Below are 15,813 nucleotides of genomic sequence, written 5' to 3'. Positions count from 1 at the left end.
GCAATGACCGGCTTAGCGGGCAGAAGCCTTATCCGACAAAGCGCTGTCAAAAAAGATTGATGGGCGAAATCGCCTGCAGCCAAGCCGAATTCTAGACGATCGGTCTAATTTATGGCACCTGGGAAAAGCGCGGTGAAATCAGCTTTGGTTGGGGCTCGGTCGCTACGGAGCGCTGACCTTCAACAAACAACGTCCGCCCACACCTTCACGGTTGGTGGATTTCCAGCATGAGAGGTCACGCATGTTTCGCAATATCGCGCTTGGAATGACGATCGCTCTCGCCGTGCCTCTAACCGTGCCGGTGGCCATTGCGCAGCAAAAGCACCACATCAGCTATGATACGCCGGCAACTCAGACGATATACACCCAACAACACGTCATCGACGTTGGCGACATTCCGGGACATCAAGCTCGGCTCTTCGAAATTCGGCGGACCTATGGTGACGATGCCCCCCTCATCAACGGATCGAGGTTGAAGGAGCAGTGGACACGCGGCATGTCGGACTACATCGACAACAATGGTCCGGCTCTCATCTACAACGTTTGGATACTGGAGAACGGGGAGAAGTTTTTTGTCAGGACATCTCTGGTCGCTCAAAGCAGTGGAGATGGGAAGCTTACGAACATGACATCGGGCGTCATTACCGGTGGCACGGGTAGCCTCGCCAGAATGCGTGGCATCATCAGCAGTCATGGCCCGTCCGAGCCGAAGGCAGGCATCAATGCCAATCAGACGGACATCGACTATTGGATGGAGTGAGAAGGCTTTCGCGATAGGCAATGGACCGGTGAAAAAGTTGCCGGTCCATCATGTCCGTTCTGATGCGGCCTGTCGTGATCAAAAAATGCTCGAAACCAGCCGCTATCTCTGGAGAATTCGCATGCCGCACCGTCGAAACGGGCGAATTGTGTTGTTCTTGTATTGCTTGTTCAGCCTGATCTCGACGGCGCGGCCAGTGAGCGCAGAAGTTACCCGGATCGAGTTCACGTCGAAGCAGCCTTACGGCACATTTCGCGCCGGCGACTATGTGATCTGGCAGGGCAAGATCCGCGGCGACCTATCGCCGCAAGAGGCCATCCCTGGGATCGACAAAGCGCCGCGCAATGAACGCGGGCGCGTCGACTACGCGGCGAAGATCATTCTCATGATGCCGGCGGCTCCGCGCGGGGAAAACGGCGCGTTGCTGGTGGACGTACCCAACCGCGGGCAAGTCTGGGCCGAGGCGATCTACAACTCGCCACGCGACGTGCGGTTTCTCCCGGGAACGCTGGAGCAGGGCACCGGCTTTCTTCAGGACCATGGTTTCGCGGTTGCGGAGGTTTTTTGGGAGCTTGGACAGGGTGCGGACCTGCCTTCGTTCACTGACGCCGATGGCAAGACGCGCTTCGTCGAGGGAGTGGGCTTTGCGATCGTCCGCGATGCCGCGGATTTCTTCGCGCATGCAGCTTCTGACAAGGGTGGAACGCCCAACCCGCTCAAGGGAGCGATCAACCGCGTGCTCGCGAGCGGCAGGTCCCAGGATGGACGATTCCTGAAGACCTTTCTCCTGAACGGCTTCAACATGATGGGCAACCGGCGCATCTTCGACGGAATGCATGTGTTCGTCTCGGCCGCTGGCCTTCTTCCGATCCTGCAGACGGGCCGTGGACCAATGTCGAGCGCCGAGGGGGCTCCCACATTCGACAACCCGGATTTTCCCGGCGTGAATGACGGACCGCTCACGATCGGGGAGATCACGGCCAAGGTCGAGGCGCGCGGCGAGGTGCCTCCGAGGATGATACTCGTGAACTCCACCACGGACTACTATTCGCTGCGCGCTTCGCTTGGCCGCACGGGCGCGTCCGGAACCGCGGATCAGCCACTGCCCGCCAATGTGCGGATGTACGATATCGCGGGAGGCCCGCATGTACCCGCCCCCAAGGCACCGGCCTGCACACTGACGCCGGGGCGCCTCGATTGGTCGCCGCTGTCGCGGGCCCTCCTGCTGCACCTTGATGCCTGGGTAAGCCGCGGCACCGAGCCGCCCGCCAGCGAACTGATGTCGCTTGAAGCCGCGGGCGGCGAGCCACCTGCGCTGCGCGCCCCGACTCGGCTTTCCGCTGCAGTGATACAAGTGCCGAAACGCGATCAGGACGGCAATGCGCTCGGCGGCGTGCGGCTGCCGGATGTCGCGGTGCCGACCGGCACAAATGGCGCCCAGAACCAACCGCAGACATTCACCTGCATGCTGATCGGGTCCTTCTCGCCATTCGCAGCGACGAAAGCGGAACGAGAGCGTACCGGTGACGCCCGCCCGTCGATCGAAGAGCGCTATCACGGCCGCGACGATTACGTGAACCGGATCCGGATCGCCGCCCAGGATCTGCTGGCGCGTGGGTTTCTGCTGCCGGAAGACGCGGCAGTGATCGTTCAGGAAGCCGCGTCGACTAACCTGTTCGCGCCCGCACCAACGAATGCCGAGCCACGTTGAGCGAGCCAAGCCGGAGCTAGGCCTGCCACTGAACTAGTGGATGGAGTGAGAGCGTCTCCGTCACTTGCAGAACGCCGCATCACGGGCAGTTTGCTTTCTCCTAGACGATCGGTCTATTACGATCTGCATGAGCAAGACGCTGCCTCGCCGCCGTCGCGGGCGACCTGCTAAGGAACTTGCCGGCACCAGCGCGACCCGTGACGCGCTGGTCCGTGCAGGTGTCGTTATGCTGACGGAGAAGGGCTATTCCGCGACGGGGATCGAGGAAGTCTTGCGGAGCGTCGACGTGCCAAAGGGGTCGTTCTACCACTACTTTCCGAGCAAAGAGGCATTTGGAGCGGAGCTGATCGACAGCTACGCTGGCTACTTTTCGCGGAAGCTCGACAGCTTCTTCCTGAACGAGCAGCATCCCCCGCTCGAAAGGCTCAGAGGTTTTGCCGACGATGCTACATCCGCCATGAAGCGCTTCCGTTATGCGCGAGGCTGTTTGGTGGGCAATCTTGGGCAGGAGATGAGCGTACTTCCACAATCATTTCGCCAGCAGCTGTTCGATGTGTTCATCGACTGGCAGCAGCGCACTGCCAAGTGCTTGAGAGCTGCCCAGGCTACCGGTGCAATCTCTTCCAACCAAGATTGCGACTGGCTTGCCGAGTTCTTCTGGATCGGTTGGGAGGGCGCCGTTCTTCGCGCCAAACTCGAACGCCGTTCCGAACCGCTTCATTCCTTCTCAAAGGGCTTTTTCAAGCTCCTCGGTGAATGAGTCGTTTTTCGTGTAGATGGCCGAAGGCACAATCCACCACACTATCTCCGTGCCATCATTTCAACCGGCTTGATCGGCCGCTCGCGCCCGGCCGCGAGAGCCTGCCGATCTAGAACATCCCGTTAAGCTGATTGATCTCATGCTCGTTGCAAACGGCGCTCAAACAAGAGCTTCAAGCCGTTGCCAGCGGCCTGACCCGCAGCGCGCCGCGCAGGCCGGCGCCGGCGCCGAGCATGATGCCGGCGATTGCGATGAAGGACGACAGCGACAGCGTCGACAAGCCGGTGAGCCCCTGCCCGACCGAGCAGCCGAACGCCATCACGCCGCCCGCGCCCATCAGCGCGGCGCCGCCTGCCGAGCGCAGCATGTGCCGCGGCGACCGGTAGCCCTCAAGCTGGAAGCGCCCGGTGGCGAGCGCCGTGACCGCGCTGCCGGCAAACACGCCGAACACGGTGACGATGCCGAAATTGAGCGTCGAGCCGGTCGACAGCATGACATATTGCAGGGCGTCGGCGATCGGCGCGATGAAGGTGAGCGAGGTCACCGGCACCGGATTGAAATCATCGGCGCCGAGATAACCGGTCGCGTACCAGCCGCCCGCCACCAGCAGGCCGACGATCAGGCCGGCCGCGATCTGGCCGGGCGATTTCCGGAACGGCGCATGGGCGAAGGCGAAAATGATCAGGACGGCTGATAGCACCGAGGCCGCCACCATCCGCGCCGACACCGCGCCGAGGCCGATGCTTGCCAACAGCGCCGGCGCCGAATTGGCTGATACCGTGGCCTGCGAGGCCTGCACCATCGCGATGCGCATGGGTGCGATCAGGCCCTTCAGCGTCATCTCGGCAAAGATGCCGAGCACGATCACGACCACGAAGGAACGCAGATTGCCGCGCCCGAGCAGCACCAGCGCCCGCGAGCCGCAGCCATTCGACAGCACCATGCCGTAGCCGAACAAGAGCCCGCCGAGGAACATCATCGGCGCCGAGAACGACGGTTGCAGATAGATCGACTTGCCGAGATCGACGAGGCCCGCCGCCGCCAGCAGCTGCGAGGCCGCGATCGCAACCCCCATCGCCAGCGCGTAGGTGCGCACCAGCCGGCCATCGCCGTCCGCCCACCAGCCGCGCAGGCCGCTCATCATGCAGAAGCCGCTGACGAGCCCGACCGAGCCATAGATCAGGCCGATGACCAGGGCGGCGAGGATGACGATCGTGGCGGGGTCCATGACAATCCTTCAATTGCCTTCGTCATTGCGGGCGCAGCGAAAGGCGCGCCGCAAGGCGCGCGGATCGTGGCGGCCAGGCGGCCTCAGCCATGACTAGTCGACTGGCCGATCAATTCAAGGGGCTTGTTGCGGGAGGCCTGCTCAGAGCCGCGGTGGCGGGGCCGTACCCAGAAGCGCTTCGATCGACAGGCCAAGCCCCAGCAATCTGGCATCGCTGCCGACCGGACCGTCGAGCTCGAGCCCGACCGGCAGGCCATCGGGCGTCATGCCGGCATAGAGCGACAGCCCGGGAAGGCCGGCATTGCTGCCGGGATCGGTGTTGCGGATCATGGTGCCGAAGGTCGGCACCGGCTCGCCGCCATTGACCGACATCTCGCCGGACCCGGTCTTCTCGTCGATGACAGGCGCAGGCGCGATCGTGGTCGGAAACAGGATGGCATCCAGCTTGTTGTCCCTGAGATACGCCGCATAGATCGCCTGCAGCGCCGGCCGCCGCACCTTGATCGCATCGTCATAGGCGGCACCGAACGCGTCCGCCGTGATGGCGCCGAACGCGCCGACGACGTCGGGACTGGCGACGCCGGCCGCGATGTCGGACAGCGTGATCCCTTCGATCCCGGAGGCCTTGAGCCAGGCCGGGATATCGGCGATCGGTTCATGCAGCGCGACCACGAAGGACACCTTGCCGTTCTGCTCGAACAGGCCGGGCATATCGACATCGACCAGCACCGCGCCATCAGCCGTGAGCCGCGCGCAGGCTGCGCGGGCGACAGTCTCGACGTCGCGATCGAGGCCGCTCCAGAAACAGGCGGGCATGCCGAGACGCACGCCGCGCAGCGGAATGGCTGACGCCAGCGGCGTGCCTGTGATCACCGCATCGAGCAGCGCGACGTCGGCGACCGTGCGTCCCATCGGGCCGACCGTGTCGCGGGTATGGCTGATCGGAACCACCTGGTTGTCGTCGTGATAGCGCCGCTCGGTGCCGCCATTGCCGACCGAAGGCCTGAGGCCCACGATGCCGGTCAGCGCCGCGGGCACGCGGGTCGAGCCGCCGGTGTCCGACCCGAGGCCGCAGGTGGCGATACGCGCAGCGATCGCCGCCGATGTTCCGCCCGACGAGCCGCCCGGGATCCGGCGCGTGTCGTAGGGATTCCGCACCGGTCCCGCGAACGGCGCGAGATTGGTGCTGGTGATGCCGAAGGCAAGCTCGTGCAGATTGGTCTTGCCGATGACCACAGCACCGGCATCGAGCAGCTTCTGCAGCGACGGCGCATTGCGCGCAGGCCGCGCGTGTTGCAGCGCCGGAGTGCCGCCCGATGTCGGCAGGTCTGACGTGTTGATGTTGTCCTTCACGACGATCGGAAGCCCGGCCAGCACGCCGGTGCGCGTGCCGGCATCGACCTGGCGCGCCGCCGCCAGGGCGCCGTCGCGGTTCAGCATGATGAAGGCGTTGAGGTGCTTGCGCCGCTCCGCGCGATCGAGCGCGGCCTCGACGACGCTGACGGCCGTCACCCTCCGGTCGCGGATATCAGCCACGATCTGCGCAGCGGTTGCTTCGTTGCTATCGGCCATGGAAACCCAGCGCTCTTTGGATTGCGAGCGAGAGGCTATTCTTTCGGCCGCTTGTCGTAAACACGTTTCGCCTTGCCGAGCGAACGTTCCAATGTCTCGGGCGCGACGACGCGGACGCGGGTCGAGATGCCGATCGTGTTCTTGATGAAGGCGGAGACTTTCTCGGCGTGCGCGGTGAGTCCCTCGCCGTCCCAGCTCTCGGGCCGGGCTTCGGCGAGCACCGTCATCTCGTCCATCCGGCCCTCGCGGGTGAGTTCTATAACAAAGTGGCCGCCGCACCAGTCGGTCGCCAGCAGCGCCTCCTCGATCTGGGTCGGGAACACGTTGACGCCGCGCAGGATGATCATGTCGTCGGAGCGGCCGGTCACCTTCTCCATCCGCCGCATGCCGGGCCGCGCCGTGCCGGGCAACAGCCGCGTCAGGTCGCGGGTCCGATAGCGGATGATCGGGAAGGCTTCCTTGGTGAGCGAGGTGAACACCAGTTCGCCCTTCTCGCCGTCGGGCAGCACCTTGCCGGTCAGCGGATCGATCACTTCAGGATAGAAGTGATCCTCCCAGATGTGCAGGCCGTCCTTGGTCTCCACGCATTCCTGCGCGACACCGGGGCCGATCACCTCCGACAGGCCGTAGATATCCGTCGCATCCATGTCGAAGGCCTGCTCGATCTCGACGCGCATCGCGTTGGTCCACGGCTCGGCGCCGAAGATGCCGAACTTGAGCGACGATCTGCGCGGGTCGAGCCCTTGCCGCTTGAACTCGTCGAGGATCGCCAGCATGTAGCTCGGCGTCACCGTGATGATGTCGGGCCGGAAGTCGTTGATGAGCTGCACCTGCCGCTCGGTCATGCCGCCGGAGATCGGGATCACGGTGCAGCCGAGCCGCTCGGCGCCGTAATGCGCGCCGAGGCCGCCGGTGAACAGGCCATAGCCATAGGCATTGTGCATCAGCATGCCCTTGCGGCCGCCGGCGGCGCGGATCGAGCGCGCCATCACATCGGCCCAGGTGTCGATGTCTCCCTTGGTATAGCCGACCACGATCGGCTTGCCCGTGGTGCCCGAGGAGGCATGAACCCGCGCCAGTTGTTCGCGCGGCACCGCGAACATGTTGAAGGGATAATTGTCGCGCAGATCGGTCTTCACCGTGAAGGGAAATTTTGCGAGATCGGAAAGCTGCTTGAAATCGGACGGGTGCACGCCCGCCGCGTCGAACGCCTTCTTGTAGTGCGCGACATTGTCATAGGCGTGCTTCAGCGACCAGGCGAGCCGCCTGGTCTGCAGCGCCATGATCTCGTCGCGCGAGGCGCGTTCGGCCGCATCGAGCTCGGCGTGATAACCGCCGTCCTTGACCTTGAGCTTTGCCGTTGCCATCGACGTTCCCCCTAAAGCCTTATGCCTTGATGTCTGTGTCCGGCAGCCAGCTGCCTTGTATCACGCGCGAATGCCCACGAAACTCGGCGATCACGCTGTCGCCGGCGGTAACGCGCACGTCGTAGATTCCCGAGCGGCCGCTGCGCGAGATCTCGCGCGCGGTCGCCACCAGACGATCGCCGAGCTTGCCGGGCCGGATGAATGTGACGTTGCCCTGCGCCGCCACCGCGCGATCGTTGCGGCTGTTGCAGGCAAAAGCGAAGGCTGAGTCAGCGAGCGTGAAGATGTAGCCGCCATGGCAGATGCGCTGGCCGTTGACCATGTGCGGCAGTATCGTCATCGCCATCACCGCCTGCCCCGGCTTGATCTCGACCAGCTCCATGCCGAGGCCCTTGCTGGCGTCGTCTTCCTTCCACATCGCATCCGCGCAGGCGCGGGCCAAATCTTCCTGCGTCATGTCCTCGGGCGATAGCGTGGCCTTCACGTTCACATTGAACTCCCTGTCTGCGGGCCCGTTGCAACGGGCTTCTTGGCGTCAAATTAGTGTTGGGCGCCGACACCGGGGGTGTCAACGCGCAGAAAGAATTAGACGTGGTCGTAGTCGACCACGACCTTGCCGGAGCACGGCTTGGCCTGGCAGGTGAGGATGAACCCCGCCTTCAGCTCCCACGGCTCCAGCGAATAGTTCAGATCCATCGGTGCCTCGCCTTCGACGAGCTTGGCGCGGCAGGTCGAGCACATGCCGCCCTTGCAGGCGAACGGCAAATCCATGCCGGCGCGCAGCGCGGCATCGAGGATCGACTCGCCGTCGGCCACCGGGACCTCGCGGCGCTTGCCGTCGATGATCAGTCCGGCGATCGCCTTCGGCGGCGCACCGGCCGGCACGACCACCTTCGCGCGCGGCTTGCCGCCGAATTCCGACACGAAGCGCTCGACATGGATGCGCTCTGCGGCGATACCGATTTCGCGGCAGGTCGCCTCGATCGTCTCGCTCATCGCGGCCGGGCCGCAGACGAAGACATGATCGACGGTCGAGGCAGGCACCAGCGAGCGCAGCAGCACCCGCACCTTCTCGCCGTCGAGCCGGCCGTGCAGGATCGGAATGTCCTGCTCTTCACCCGAGATGACGTGGAACACCGACAGCCGCTGCATGAAGCGGTCCTTCAGCTCCTCCAGCGCCTCGCGGAACAACATGCCCTCGGTCGAGCGGTTGCCGTAGAACAGGAAGAAGCGGCTGTCCGGCTCCCGCGCCAGCACGCCCTTGATGATCGAGAGGATCGGCGTGATGCCGCTGCCGGCGGCGAAGCCGACATAGGTCCGCGCCTCGCCGGGCGCATGCGCGATGCCGAAACGGCCGGTCGGCGTCATCACGTCGAGCTCGTCGCCGGCCTTCAGCTCGTCGGCGGCCCAGTTCGAGAAGGCGCCGCCATCGACCTTCTTCACCGCGATGCGCAATTCGCCGTCGTCGGGGCCGGAGCAGATCGAATAGGAACGGCGGACTTCCTCGCCGTCCATCGTGGTGCGCAGCGTCAGATACTGGCCCGGCGTGAAGCGGTAGTCGCCTTGCAGCTCGTCGGGGATCGCAAAAGTCATCGAGATGGCATCCGACGCCTCGCGGCGCAGATCGCTGACGGACAGACGGTGGAATCGTGGGGTCGACATGATCAATGACACTTGAAGTAGTCGAAGGGTTCACGGCAGCTCTTGCAACGCCACAGCGCCTTGCACGAGGTCGAGCCGAATTCGGACAGCAGTTCGGTATCGCCTGACCCGCATTGCGGGCACGGGACCTGCTGCTCGCCGAACAGCGCGCGGCGCGAGGAGCCCGGCAGCGGCGGCGCGATGCCGTACTCCTTCAGCTTGCGTCGGCCGTCCTCGCTCATCCAGTCGGTGGTCCAGGCCGGCGACAACACGGTGCGGACCTTCGGCTGGTGAATGCCCTCGCGTTCCAGCGCAAGCTCGATCTCGAGCGCGATCATGTTCATCGCGGGACAGCCGGAATAGGTCGGCGTGATCGCGACCTCGACATGGCCGTCGTGGACCGCGACATCGCGCAGCACGCCGAGATCGGCGATGGTCAGCACCGGGATTTCGGGATCGACCACCTGCGCAGCCGCGCTCCAGGCGCGCCGGCGCAGATCTGCATCGCTGAGCGCCACCGTCACCATGTTGCCCCCGGAAAGGTCCGCTGCATCGATTGCAGCTCGCTGAGGAGATGGCCGAGATGCTCGCTGTGGCTGCCGGTGCGGCCGCCCTGCTGCATCCAGTTGCCCGATGGCAGCGACAGCGTCGCCTCGTTGACGATGCCGGTGACCGTCTTCAGCCAGCGCGGCTTTAGCGCCGCGGGATCGATCGCGATGCCGTCCTCGATCAGGCCGCGCTCGCTGTCGTCGACCGCGAACATCTCGCCGGTATAGGCCCAGAGATCGTCGATCGCATCCTGCGCGCGGCGGTGGCTCTCCTCGGTGCCGTCGCCGAGACGGACGATCCATTCCGACGAATGCCGCAAATGATAGGCGCTCTCCTTCTCCGACTTCGCCGCGATCGCGGCGAATGTCGGATCGGAAGACGCCATCATCGCGCGCCAGTAGAGATCGGCGAATGCCGCATAGAAGAACTGCCGCACCATGGTGCGGGCAAAGTCGCCGTTCGGCTGTTCGACCAGCAGCAGATTGCGGTACTGCCTGACGTCGCGCAGATAGGCGAACTTGTCTTCGTCGTTGCCTTTGCCTTCGACCTTGGCCGCATACGTGTAGAGTTCGCGGGCCTGGCCAAGCAGGTCGAGACCCATATTGGCGAGCGCCATGTCCTCTTCCAGCGCGGGCGCATGGCCGCACCATTCGGACAGCCGATGGCCGAGGATCAGCGCATCGTCGGCGCGGCGCAGCGCGTAGAGCACCAGCGGCGTTTCGGAGACTGCGATATTGGCGGTTGCCATTTGATCAACTCGCTGGTTTTTTCCGTCATTGCGAGGAGCGGAGCGACGAAGCAATCCACACTTGCTTTGCGGTCCGATGGATTGCTTCGCTTCGCTCGTAACGACGCGGCGAAAGCGAAATCACATATGTCCGACTTCGTCGGGCACGTCGTAGAAGGTCGGATGGCGGTAGATCTTGGATTCCGCCGGCTCGAACATCATGCCCTTCTCGGACGGGTCGGACGCGGTGATCGCGTTCGAGGGCACCACCCAGATCGACAAGCCCTCGCCGCGGCGGGTGTAGATGTCGCGCGCGGCCTGCAGCGCCAGCGTCGAGTCCGCCGCATGCAGCGAGCCGACATGCTTGTGCGCTAGGCCGTTGCGGCTGCGGATGAAGACTTCCCAGAGCGGAACGTTCGGCGTGGCCATCTCTAGCGCTCCCTTATTCTGCGGCTTGCGCGAGCTGGCGGCTCTTGCGCTTCCCGGCATAGGCCATCGCGGCTTCGCGCACCCAGGCGCCTTCCTCATGCGCCTCGCGGCGCGCGGCGAGGCGATCGCGGTTGCAGGGGCCGTTGCCGGCAAGCACCTGCTTGAACTCGTCCCAGTCGATCGGGCTGTGCACCCAATTGCCGTTCTCGTTCTGCTTCATGCCGGGATCGGGAATCGTCAGCCCGAGGAACTCGGCCTGCGGCACGGTGGCGTCGATGAATTTCTGGCGCAGCTCGTCATTAGAGAAGCGCTTGATCTTCCACTTCGTCGAGGTGTCGCTGTGCTGGCTGACCTGGTCCGGCGGGCCGAACATCATCAGCACCGGCCACCACCAGCGATCGAGCGCGTTCTGCGCCATCGCCTTCTGCTCCGCGGTTCCGCGGCACAGCGTCACCATGATCTCAAAACCCTGGCGCTGGTGGAACGACTCTTCCTTGCAGACGCGGATCATCGCGCGCGCATAGGGACCGTAGGAGCAGCGGCACAGCGGGATCTGGTTCATGATCGCGGCGCCATCAACCAGCCAGCCGACGGTGCCGATGTCGGCCCAGGTCAGGGTCGGATAATTGAAGATCGAGGAATATTTCGCCTTGCCCGAGAGCATCGCGTCGACGAGCTCCTCGCGCGAGGTGCCGAGCGTCTCGGCGGCGGCGTAGAGATAGAGCCCGTGGCCGCATTCGTCCTGCACCTTGGCGAGCAGCGCGGCCTTGCGGCGCAGCGACGGCGCACGGGTGATCCAGTTGCCTTCCGGCAGCATGCCGACGATTTCGGAATGGGCGTGCTGGGAAATCTGCCGGGTCAGCGTCTTGCGATAGGCCGCGGGCATCCAGTCGTTCGGCTCGATGCGCTCGTCGGCATCGATGCGGGCCTGGAACTGATTGGCACGGGCGACATCCTCGACGGCGCGATCGTCGCCGTCGGATGAATTGAGCGCCTGCGTATACATGGCCGACCTCCCAGTGTGTTGTTGGGCAGGAATATATAACACAAATTTCTAAATGCAATATATTTCTGTAATATGTTCAGACACCCTCGAAGCGACGCGCCACGGCCCCGTTGGCCTTCGGCAGCGGCCCGTCCTCATTGGTTGCACGGTCGTCAAGCCATTGTTCCGATGGCGGAAGCAGCCCGCGATAGATCTCGCCGCAGAGTTTGCGCGCTGCCCGGCCCGGCCAATCCTTCGGCAACAACTGATACGGCAACAGCGGATCGCGCAGCACGACCCGGCGATAGTGATGGATCAGCAGGATGCGCGCGGTGAAGGCGTCGGCATCGCTAAGCTTTTCGCCCCTGGTGATCCAGCCGTGCAGCGGCTCGAACGTCTTCATGAACTTCAGATAGGCGTCCGCGGTACGATCGAGCGGCCAGCTCTCGCTGAGCAACCTGCGCCCGCTGTCATCCTCCGCGGAGACTTCCAGACGGATCGCGCGCGATGCCTCGCCGGGGATCGGCACGCCCGACGGCGCGACCCACACGCCGGGCAGCGGGCTGCCGAAGCCGGCATTCTTCAACGCCTCGCGCGCGGCATCGCGATCCTCGGCATTGCCGATCAACAGCAGCTCGAAGCGGCCGGTCCAGTCCGACGGCGGCGGATCGTAGATGTGCCTGGTTGCGGTGTCGAAGGTCTGCCGGCCCTTCGCATTCAAGCGATAAAAACTGTTGCGGCCGACCTTGCTGCGCTCGAGCCAGCCGTCGGCGGCAAGCCGCGACATCGCGGTGCGCACCACATTGCCGTCGATGTCGAGCGACTTGAAGAATTCGAGCAGCGTGCCGAGCCACACCGAGCCGCCGCGCGGCACGATGGAATCGCCGAACACGGTGATGATGATCGAGCCCGTGCGTGACGGCTCGCGCTTCAGCTGATCGACGATGCGGGCAAGCGGCTGTGGCATGCCCAACGCATAGCGCGTTTTGTCGATTCACGACAATGCAGCCGCTATAGCTTCTGCCTCTCACCGCAAGCGGGGCGAGGCAAGCACGTCAGCGATTGGGATCCGGATAGACGAAGCTGCGCCAGCCGCTGCGATCGAACGGCGCCCACTCGCCGTCCCTCTGCGCGAGGCGATCGGCGACCGCATAGACGACGGCCGGATGATGGCCCATGCCGCAATGGCTGCTCTCGACCTCGATGCTATCGGTCATCGACGAGGTCTGCTCGCGGCAACCCTGCCAGGCGCAGACGCCGTCGGTGCGGCTGAAGATCGCGGTGGTCGGCACCGGCGGCGCGCTGGCGAGCGAGCCGCCGAAACGCTGGTCCTCTTCGTCGGCACGGCGACCGCTGGCCATCTCGTAGACGCGCCAGGCGTTGGTCGACTTCGGGCCCGCGGCAAACGGGCTGCCGAGGGTGATCACCTGGCGCACGCGCTCAGGCATCATCTTGGCGAGCTGGCGCGCATAGAGACCGCCGAGGCTCCAGCCGATCACCGAGACCGTGCGGCCGCTGGTCTCGTTCATCTCCTGCAGCAGATCGACCATCCCGTCCTGCACGCCGGCGCGAAGCCCGAGGTTGCGGCCCTGGCGCCAGCCGCTGACGGCATAGCCTTTGCTCTTGAGGAAGTCGCGCAGCGGGCGCGTCGACATGTCGGAGGCGATCAGCCCGGGCAGCACCAGCACCGGATGCCCATCGCCGCGCGGCGCGAGGCTCAGCAGCGGCAATGCACCAAGAAAGGCACCGAGCTCGTGAATGGCGCGGCCTTCCAGAAACATCAGTGTCCTGGACGGCGGGCGTAGCATCTGCGCAGCAACGGACATTTCAACTCCTCTTCGGCACGGCCCCTGACGTCTCGGCGGCCGGCAATGGAATCACAGGGATGGGTCAATAGGATTGACGCAAACCCGGCGGAATCGTTCCGCAACGCAACAATCAACCTTGAAAAGCTAGGGAACCGATCACTTTCGTGCAAGCGGCCCAGGTCACACTTGCCACAACTAATGTGGCGCCCGTGCCCAATCGGTCACAGCAGCCGCAGCACATATTCCAGCGTGTAAAGTGCAAGCCCGGCAAGTCCGCCGATCAGCGAGCCGTTGAAGCGGATGTATTGCAGGTCCTTGCCGACATTGACCTCGATCAGGGATATCAATTGCTCCATGTCCCAGCTCTTCATCTGGTCGGCGATGAAGGTCGAGACACCGCTCTTCTGTTCGGCAACGACCGTGCGCAGGATCGCGACCAGGCCCTGGTTGATTTCGGCGCGCAGCTCGACGTCGCCGTCGAGCGCGTCGCCGGCCTCGACAAACATCCGTGCCAGCTGATGCTGCAGCACCTGCGACTCGCCCGAGGCGCTGCGGTCGATGAAATCCTTGACGTTGGCCCAGATGGTGCGTCCGAGATTGGCCAGCTCCGGCCGCGCCATCAGATCGCGCTTGAGACCGTCGATGCGATCGGCGAACGCCTTGTCGCTGCCGAGCCGGTCGACGAACGACAGCAGCATGCGGTCGAACTCGCCGCGGAACGGATGTTGCGGATCGTTACGCACTTCCTCGAAGAATTTCGTGGCCGAGGCGATGATCCGGTTCACCACGAACTTGTCGGCGCGATAGAGCCTCAACAGCGTCGGCATCTCGGCGCGGACCTTGTCGCGGATCACGGCCATGGTCTCCTGCTGCGTCAGCGTCTGGTGCAGCACGCGCAGGATGTCGTCGAGCAGGCCGCCATGCTTGCCCTCCTGCACGAAGCCGCGCAGCGCGCCGGCCGCAAGCGGCGCAAGATCGATCGAGAGCACCTGCGTCGTGACGCGGCGGCTGATGAATTGCATCAAGCCCGAGCTCTCGGTCGCCGCAAACGCTTCGGGCAGCATCCGCAGCACGAAGCGGGCGAGATCCTCGGAACGTTTGCGGTCGCGCAGCCAGTCGGCGATGAAGCTGCCGAAATCGATCTCGCGCAGCTTGGCCTCGACCGGCCCGGATTCCAGAAAATTGTTCTCGATGAATTCGCCGAGCTTCTCGGCGATGCGCTCCTGATTGCTCTGGATGATCGCGGTGTGCGGGATCGGCAGCCCCAGCGGCCGCTTGAACAGCGCGACGACGGCATACCAGTCGGCGAGGCCGCCGATGGTCGCGGCCTCGGCGAATGCCGCGATGAAGCCGAAGGCGGGATGCACCGCAAGCAGCGCCTTCGAGGCGATGAAGATGATGAGGGTGGCCGCCAGCACGCCGGTCGCCAACCACTTCACGCGCCGCAACTCGGCCGCGCGTTCGGCATCGACGGGCGTTGCAATGAGGGCGGCGGGAAGGGTCATGACGGCTTTCGAATGAACGCTAGTTTGACCTAGATACCACACGTACAGGCGTCATCCTGAGGTGCGCGCACTTCGCGCGCCTCGAAGGATGGCCACAAGCACCGTCGCTCGCTCCCATCCTTCGAGGCTCGCTCCGCTCGCACCTCAGGATGACGTCAGAGGAGGCAAAAAAGAAGGCCCGCAAAATGGCGGGCCTTCCAAAAGGGCAGTGGTCAGTGCAAGCGCGATCAGGCGGTCTTGCTGTAGACCTTGGCGAAGTTGTCCTGCGCGGTCTTCGCACCGTCGGTGACGAGCTTGCCGAGATACTCGGTGGTGGCCTTCGCCCGCGAGACGAACAGTTCGCCACGCGCACGGACCATGTCCGACTGGATCTGGGCGGCTTCGCTCAGCGACTTGGCGGAAGCGAGCTTGTCGATACCGGCGAAGAACGCCTCGGCGTCCTGGTAGAGCGCCTGCTGGATGTTGCGGCTGATCTTGGCGGCTTCGGTCACCGAACCGGCAACCGCGGTCTCGATCACGTTGGTCACCTTCTCGGAGCCGGCATACGCGTCGGCGGCGCGGGTCTTGGCGGCCTCGGCCTGCTTCTTCACGAACTCACGGGCGGCTTCCGGAACTTCCATATTCTGGAGCTTGGTGAACGCCTCGGTGACGGGCGCGAAGGCTTCCTTGACGCTGTTCAGCACGGAATTGGTTTCGGTGGTCATTGGGGTCTCTCCATCCTCAGGTTTGAGCTATGGGCTCACCCCGTCCGGATTGGCCCGGGGCAAGGCT

The 15,813-nt window shown here is 64.3% G+C and carries 16 protein-coding genes; 3 read left to right on the top strand and 13 right to left on the bottom strand.

All coding sequences use genetic code 11. From position 1 onward, the window contains the following. Positions 1-241: 241 nt before the first annotated feature. From HU230_RS04875 to acuR, 3 genes are all read left to right on the top strand, one after another. Complete coding sequence (locus HU230_RS04875) at positions 242-760, top strand: hypothetical protein (RefSeq protein ID WP_176532668.1); 519 nt, start codon at positions 242-244, stop codon at positions 758-760. A gap of 85 nt (positions 761-845) precedes the next feature. Further along, on the top strand, positions 846-2,471 hold the full coding sequence (locus tag HU230_RS04870) for an alpha/beta hydrolase domain-containing protein (protein WP_176532669.1): 1,626 nt from the start codon (positions 846-848) through the stop codon (positions 2,469-2,471). A gap of 127 nt (positions 2,472-2,598) precedes the next feature. Next, entirely contained in the window at positions 2,599-3,231 is a 633-nt protein-coding gene (gene acuR / locus HU230_RS04865) for an acrylate utilization transcriptional regulator AcuR (protein WP_176532670.1), read from the top strand. Between the two features lie 172 nt (positions 3,232-3,403). Here acuR and HU230_RS04860 read toward each other — a convergent pair whose 3' ends face one another. From HU230_RS04860 to HU230_RS04800, 13 genes are all read right to left on the bottom strand, one after another. After that, a complete protein-coding gene (locus HU230_RS04860) occupies positions 3,404-4,459 on the bottom strand; it encodes a YeeE/YedE family protein (protein ID WP_176532671.1) in 1,056 nt (351 codons plus the stop codon). A 141-nt stretch (positions 4,460-4,600) separates the two neighbouring features. Beyond that, positions 4,601-6,031 (bottom strand): indoleacetamide hydrolase, encoded by a 1,431-nt coding sequence (gene iaaH / locus HU230_RS04855; protein ID WP_176532672.1) that lies wholly within the window; start codon positions 6,029-6,031, stop codon positions 4,601-4,603. 35 nt (positions 6,032-6,066) lie between these two features. After that, complete coding sequence (gene paaK / locus HU230_RS04850) at positions 6,067-7,398, bottom strand: phenylacetate--CoA ligase PaaK (RefSeq protein ID WP_176532673.1); 1,332 nt, start codon at positions 7,396-7,398, stop codon at positions 6,067-6,069. A gap of 19 nt (positions 7,399-7,417) precedes the next feature. After that, positions 7,418-7,888, bottom strand: coding sequence for a hydroxyphenylacetyl-CoA thioesterase PaaI (gene paaI, locus HU230_RS04845; protein ID WP_176532674.1), 471 nt, complete (start codon positions 7,886-7,888; stop codon positions 7,418-7,420). 95 nt (positions 7,889-7,983) lie between these two features. After that, positions 7,984-9,060 (bottom strand): 1,2-phenylacetyl-CoA epoxidase subunit PaaE, encoded by a 1,077-nt coding sequence (gene paaE, locus HU230_RS04840; RefSeq protein ID WP_176532675.1) that lies wholly within the window; start codon positions 9,058-9,060, stop codon positions 7,984-7,986. A 2-nt stretch (positions 9,061-9,062) separates the two neighbouring features. After that, positions 9,063-9,566: a 1,2-phenylacetyl-CoA epoxidase subunit PaaD gene (gene paaD / locus HU230_RS04835; RefSeq protein ID WP_176532676.1), complete on the bottom strand. Its 504-nt coding sequence runs from the start codon at positions 9,564-9,566 to the stop codon at positions 9,063-9,065. Beyond that, positions 9,560-10,336: a 1,2-phenylacetyl-CoA epoxidase subunit PaaC gene (gene paaC, locus HU230_RS04830; RefSeq protein ID WP_176532677.1), complete on the bottom strand. Its 777-nt coding sequence runs from the start codon at positions 10,334-10,336 to the stop codon at positions 9,560-9,562. The genes paaD and paaC overlap by 7 nt, the downstream gene beginning before the upstream one ends. A gap of 120 nt (positions 10,337-10,456) precedes the next feature. Next, positions 10,457-10,744, bottom strand: a complete 288-nt coding sequence (gene paaB, locus HU230_RS04825) for a 1,2-phenylacetyl-CoA epoxidase subunit PaaB (protein ID WP_024579339.1) — start codon at positions 10,742-10,744, stop codon at positions 10,457-10,459. A 13-nt stretch (positions 10,745-10,757) separates the two neighbouring features. Continuing rightward, positions 10,758-11,750 (bottom strand): 1,2-phenylacetyl-CoA epoxidase subunit PaaA, encoded by a 993-nt coding sequence (gene paaA / locus HU230_RS04820; RefSeq protein WP_176532678.1) that lies wholly within the window; start codon positions 11,748-11,750, stop codon positions 10,758-10,760. Between the two features lie 76 nt (positions 11,751-11,826). Beyond that, a complete protein-coding gene (gene paaX, locus HU230_RS04815; protein WP_176532679.1) occupies positions 11,827-12,696 on the bottom strand; it encodes a phenylacetic acid degradation operon negative regulatory protein PaaX in 870 nt (289 codons plus the stop codon). An 88-nt stretch (positions 12,697-12,784) separates the two neighbouring features. After that, positions 12,785-13,555 (bottom strand): esterase/lipase family protein, encoded by a 771-nt coding sequence (locus HU230_RS04810; protein ID WP_176532680.1) that lies wholly within the window; start codon positions 13,553-13,555, stop codon positions 12,785-12,787. 203 nt (positions 13,556-13,758) lie between these two features. Then, positions 13,759-15,042, bottom strand: coding sequence for a DUF445 domain-containing protein (locus HU230_RS04805; RefSeq protein WP_176532681.1), 1,284 nt, complete (start codon positions 15,040-15,042; stop codon positions 13,759-13,761). 227 nt (positions 15,043-15,269) lie between these two features. Beyond that, positions 15,270-15,746 (bottom strand): phasin, encoded by a 477-nt coding sequence (locus HU230_RS04800; protein ID WP_176532682.1) that lies wholly within the window; start codon positions 15,744-15,746, stop codon positions 15,270-15,272. Positions 15,747-15,813 lie beyond the last annotated feature (67 nt).

It is taken from the genome of Bradyrhizobium quebecense (assembly GCF_013373795.3).
In the GTDB taxonomy this organism is placed as follows: domain Bacteria; phylum Pseudomonadota; class Alphaproteobacteria; order Rhizobiales; family Xanthobacteraceae; genus Bradyrhizobium; species Bradyrhizobium quebecense.
This window is presented reverse-complemented; position numbering and strand designations above follow the sequence as displayed.

Coding starts and splice junctions, on each gene's coding strand:
- acuR (WP_176532670.1), top strand. CDS start 2,599: ATGAGCAAGACGCTGCCTCGCCGCCGTCGCGGGCGACCTGCTAAGGAA.
- HU230_RS04875 (WP_176532668.1), top strand. CDS start 242: ATGTTTCGCAATATCGCGCTTGGAATGACGATCGCTCTCGCCGTGCCT.
- iaaH (WP_176532672.1), bottom strand. CDS start 6,031: ATGGCCGATAGCAACGAAGCAACCGCTGCGCAGATCGTGGCTGATATC.
- paaC (WP_176532677.1), bottom strand. CDS start 10,336: ATGGCAACCGCCAATATCGCAGTCTCCGAAACGCCGCTGGTGCTCTAC.
- paaX (WP_176532679.1), bottom strand. CDS start 12,696: ATGCCACAGCCGCTTGCCCGCATCGTCGATCAGCTGAAGCGCGAGCCG.
- paaA (WP_176532678.1), bottom strand. CDS start 11,750: ATGTATACGCAGGCGCTCAATTCATCCGACGGCGACGATCGCGCCGTC.
- paaD (WP_176532676.1), bottom strand. CDS start 9,566: ATGGTGACGGTGGCGCTCAGCGATGCAGATCTGCGCCGGCGCGCCTGG.
- HU230_RS04860 (WP_176532671.1), bottom strand. CDS start 4,459: ATGGACCCCGCCACGATCGTCATCCTCGCCGCCCTGGTCATCGGCCTG.
- HU230_RS04810 (WP_176532680.1), bottom strand. CDS start 13,555: ATGTCCGTTGCTGCGCAGATGCTACGCCCGCCGTCCAGGACACTGATG.
- HU230_RS04870 (WP_176532669.1), top strand. CDS start 846: ATGCTCGAAACCAGCCGCTATCTCTGGAGAATTCGCATGCCGCACCGT.
- paaK (WP_176532673.1), bottom strand. CDS start 7,398: ATGGCAACGGCAAAGCTCAAGGTCAAGGACGGCGGTTATCACGCCGAG.
- HU230_RS04800 (WP_176532682.1), bottom strand. CDS start 15,746: ATGACCACCGAAACCAATTCCGTGCTGAACAGCGTCAAGGAAGCCTTC.
- paaB (WP_024579339.1), bottom strand. CDS start 10,744: ATGGCCACGCCGAACGTTCCGCTCTGGGAAGTCTTCATCCGCAGCCGC.
- HU230_RS04805 (WP_176532681.1), bottom strand. CDS start 15,042: ATGACCCTTCCCGCCGCCCTCATTGCAACGCCCGTCGATGCCGAACGC.
- paaE (WP_176532675.1), bottom strand. CDS start 9,060: ATGTCGACCCCACGATTCCACCGTCTGTCCGTCAGCGATCTGCGCCGC.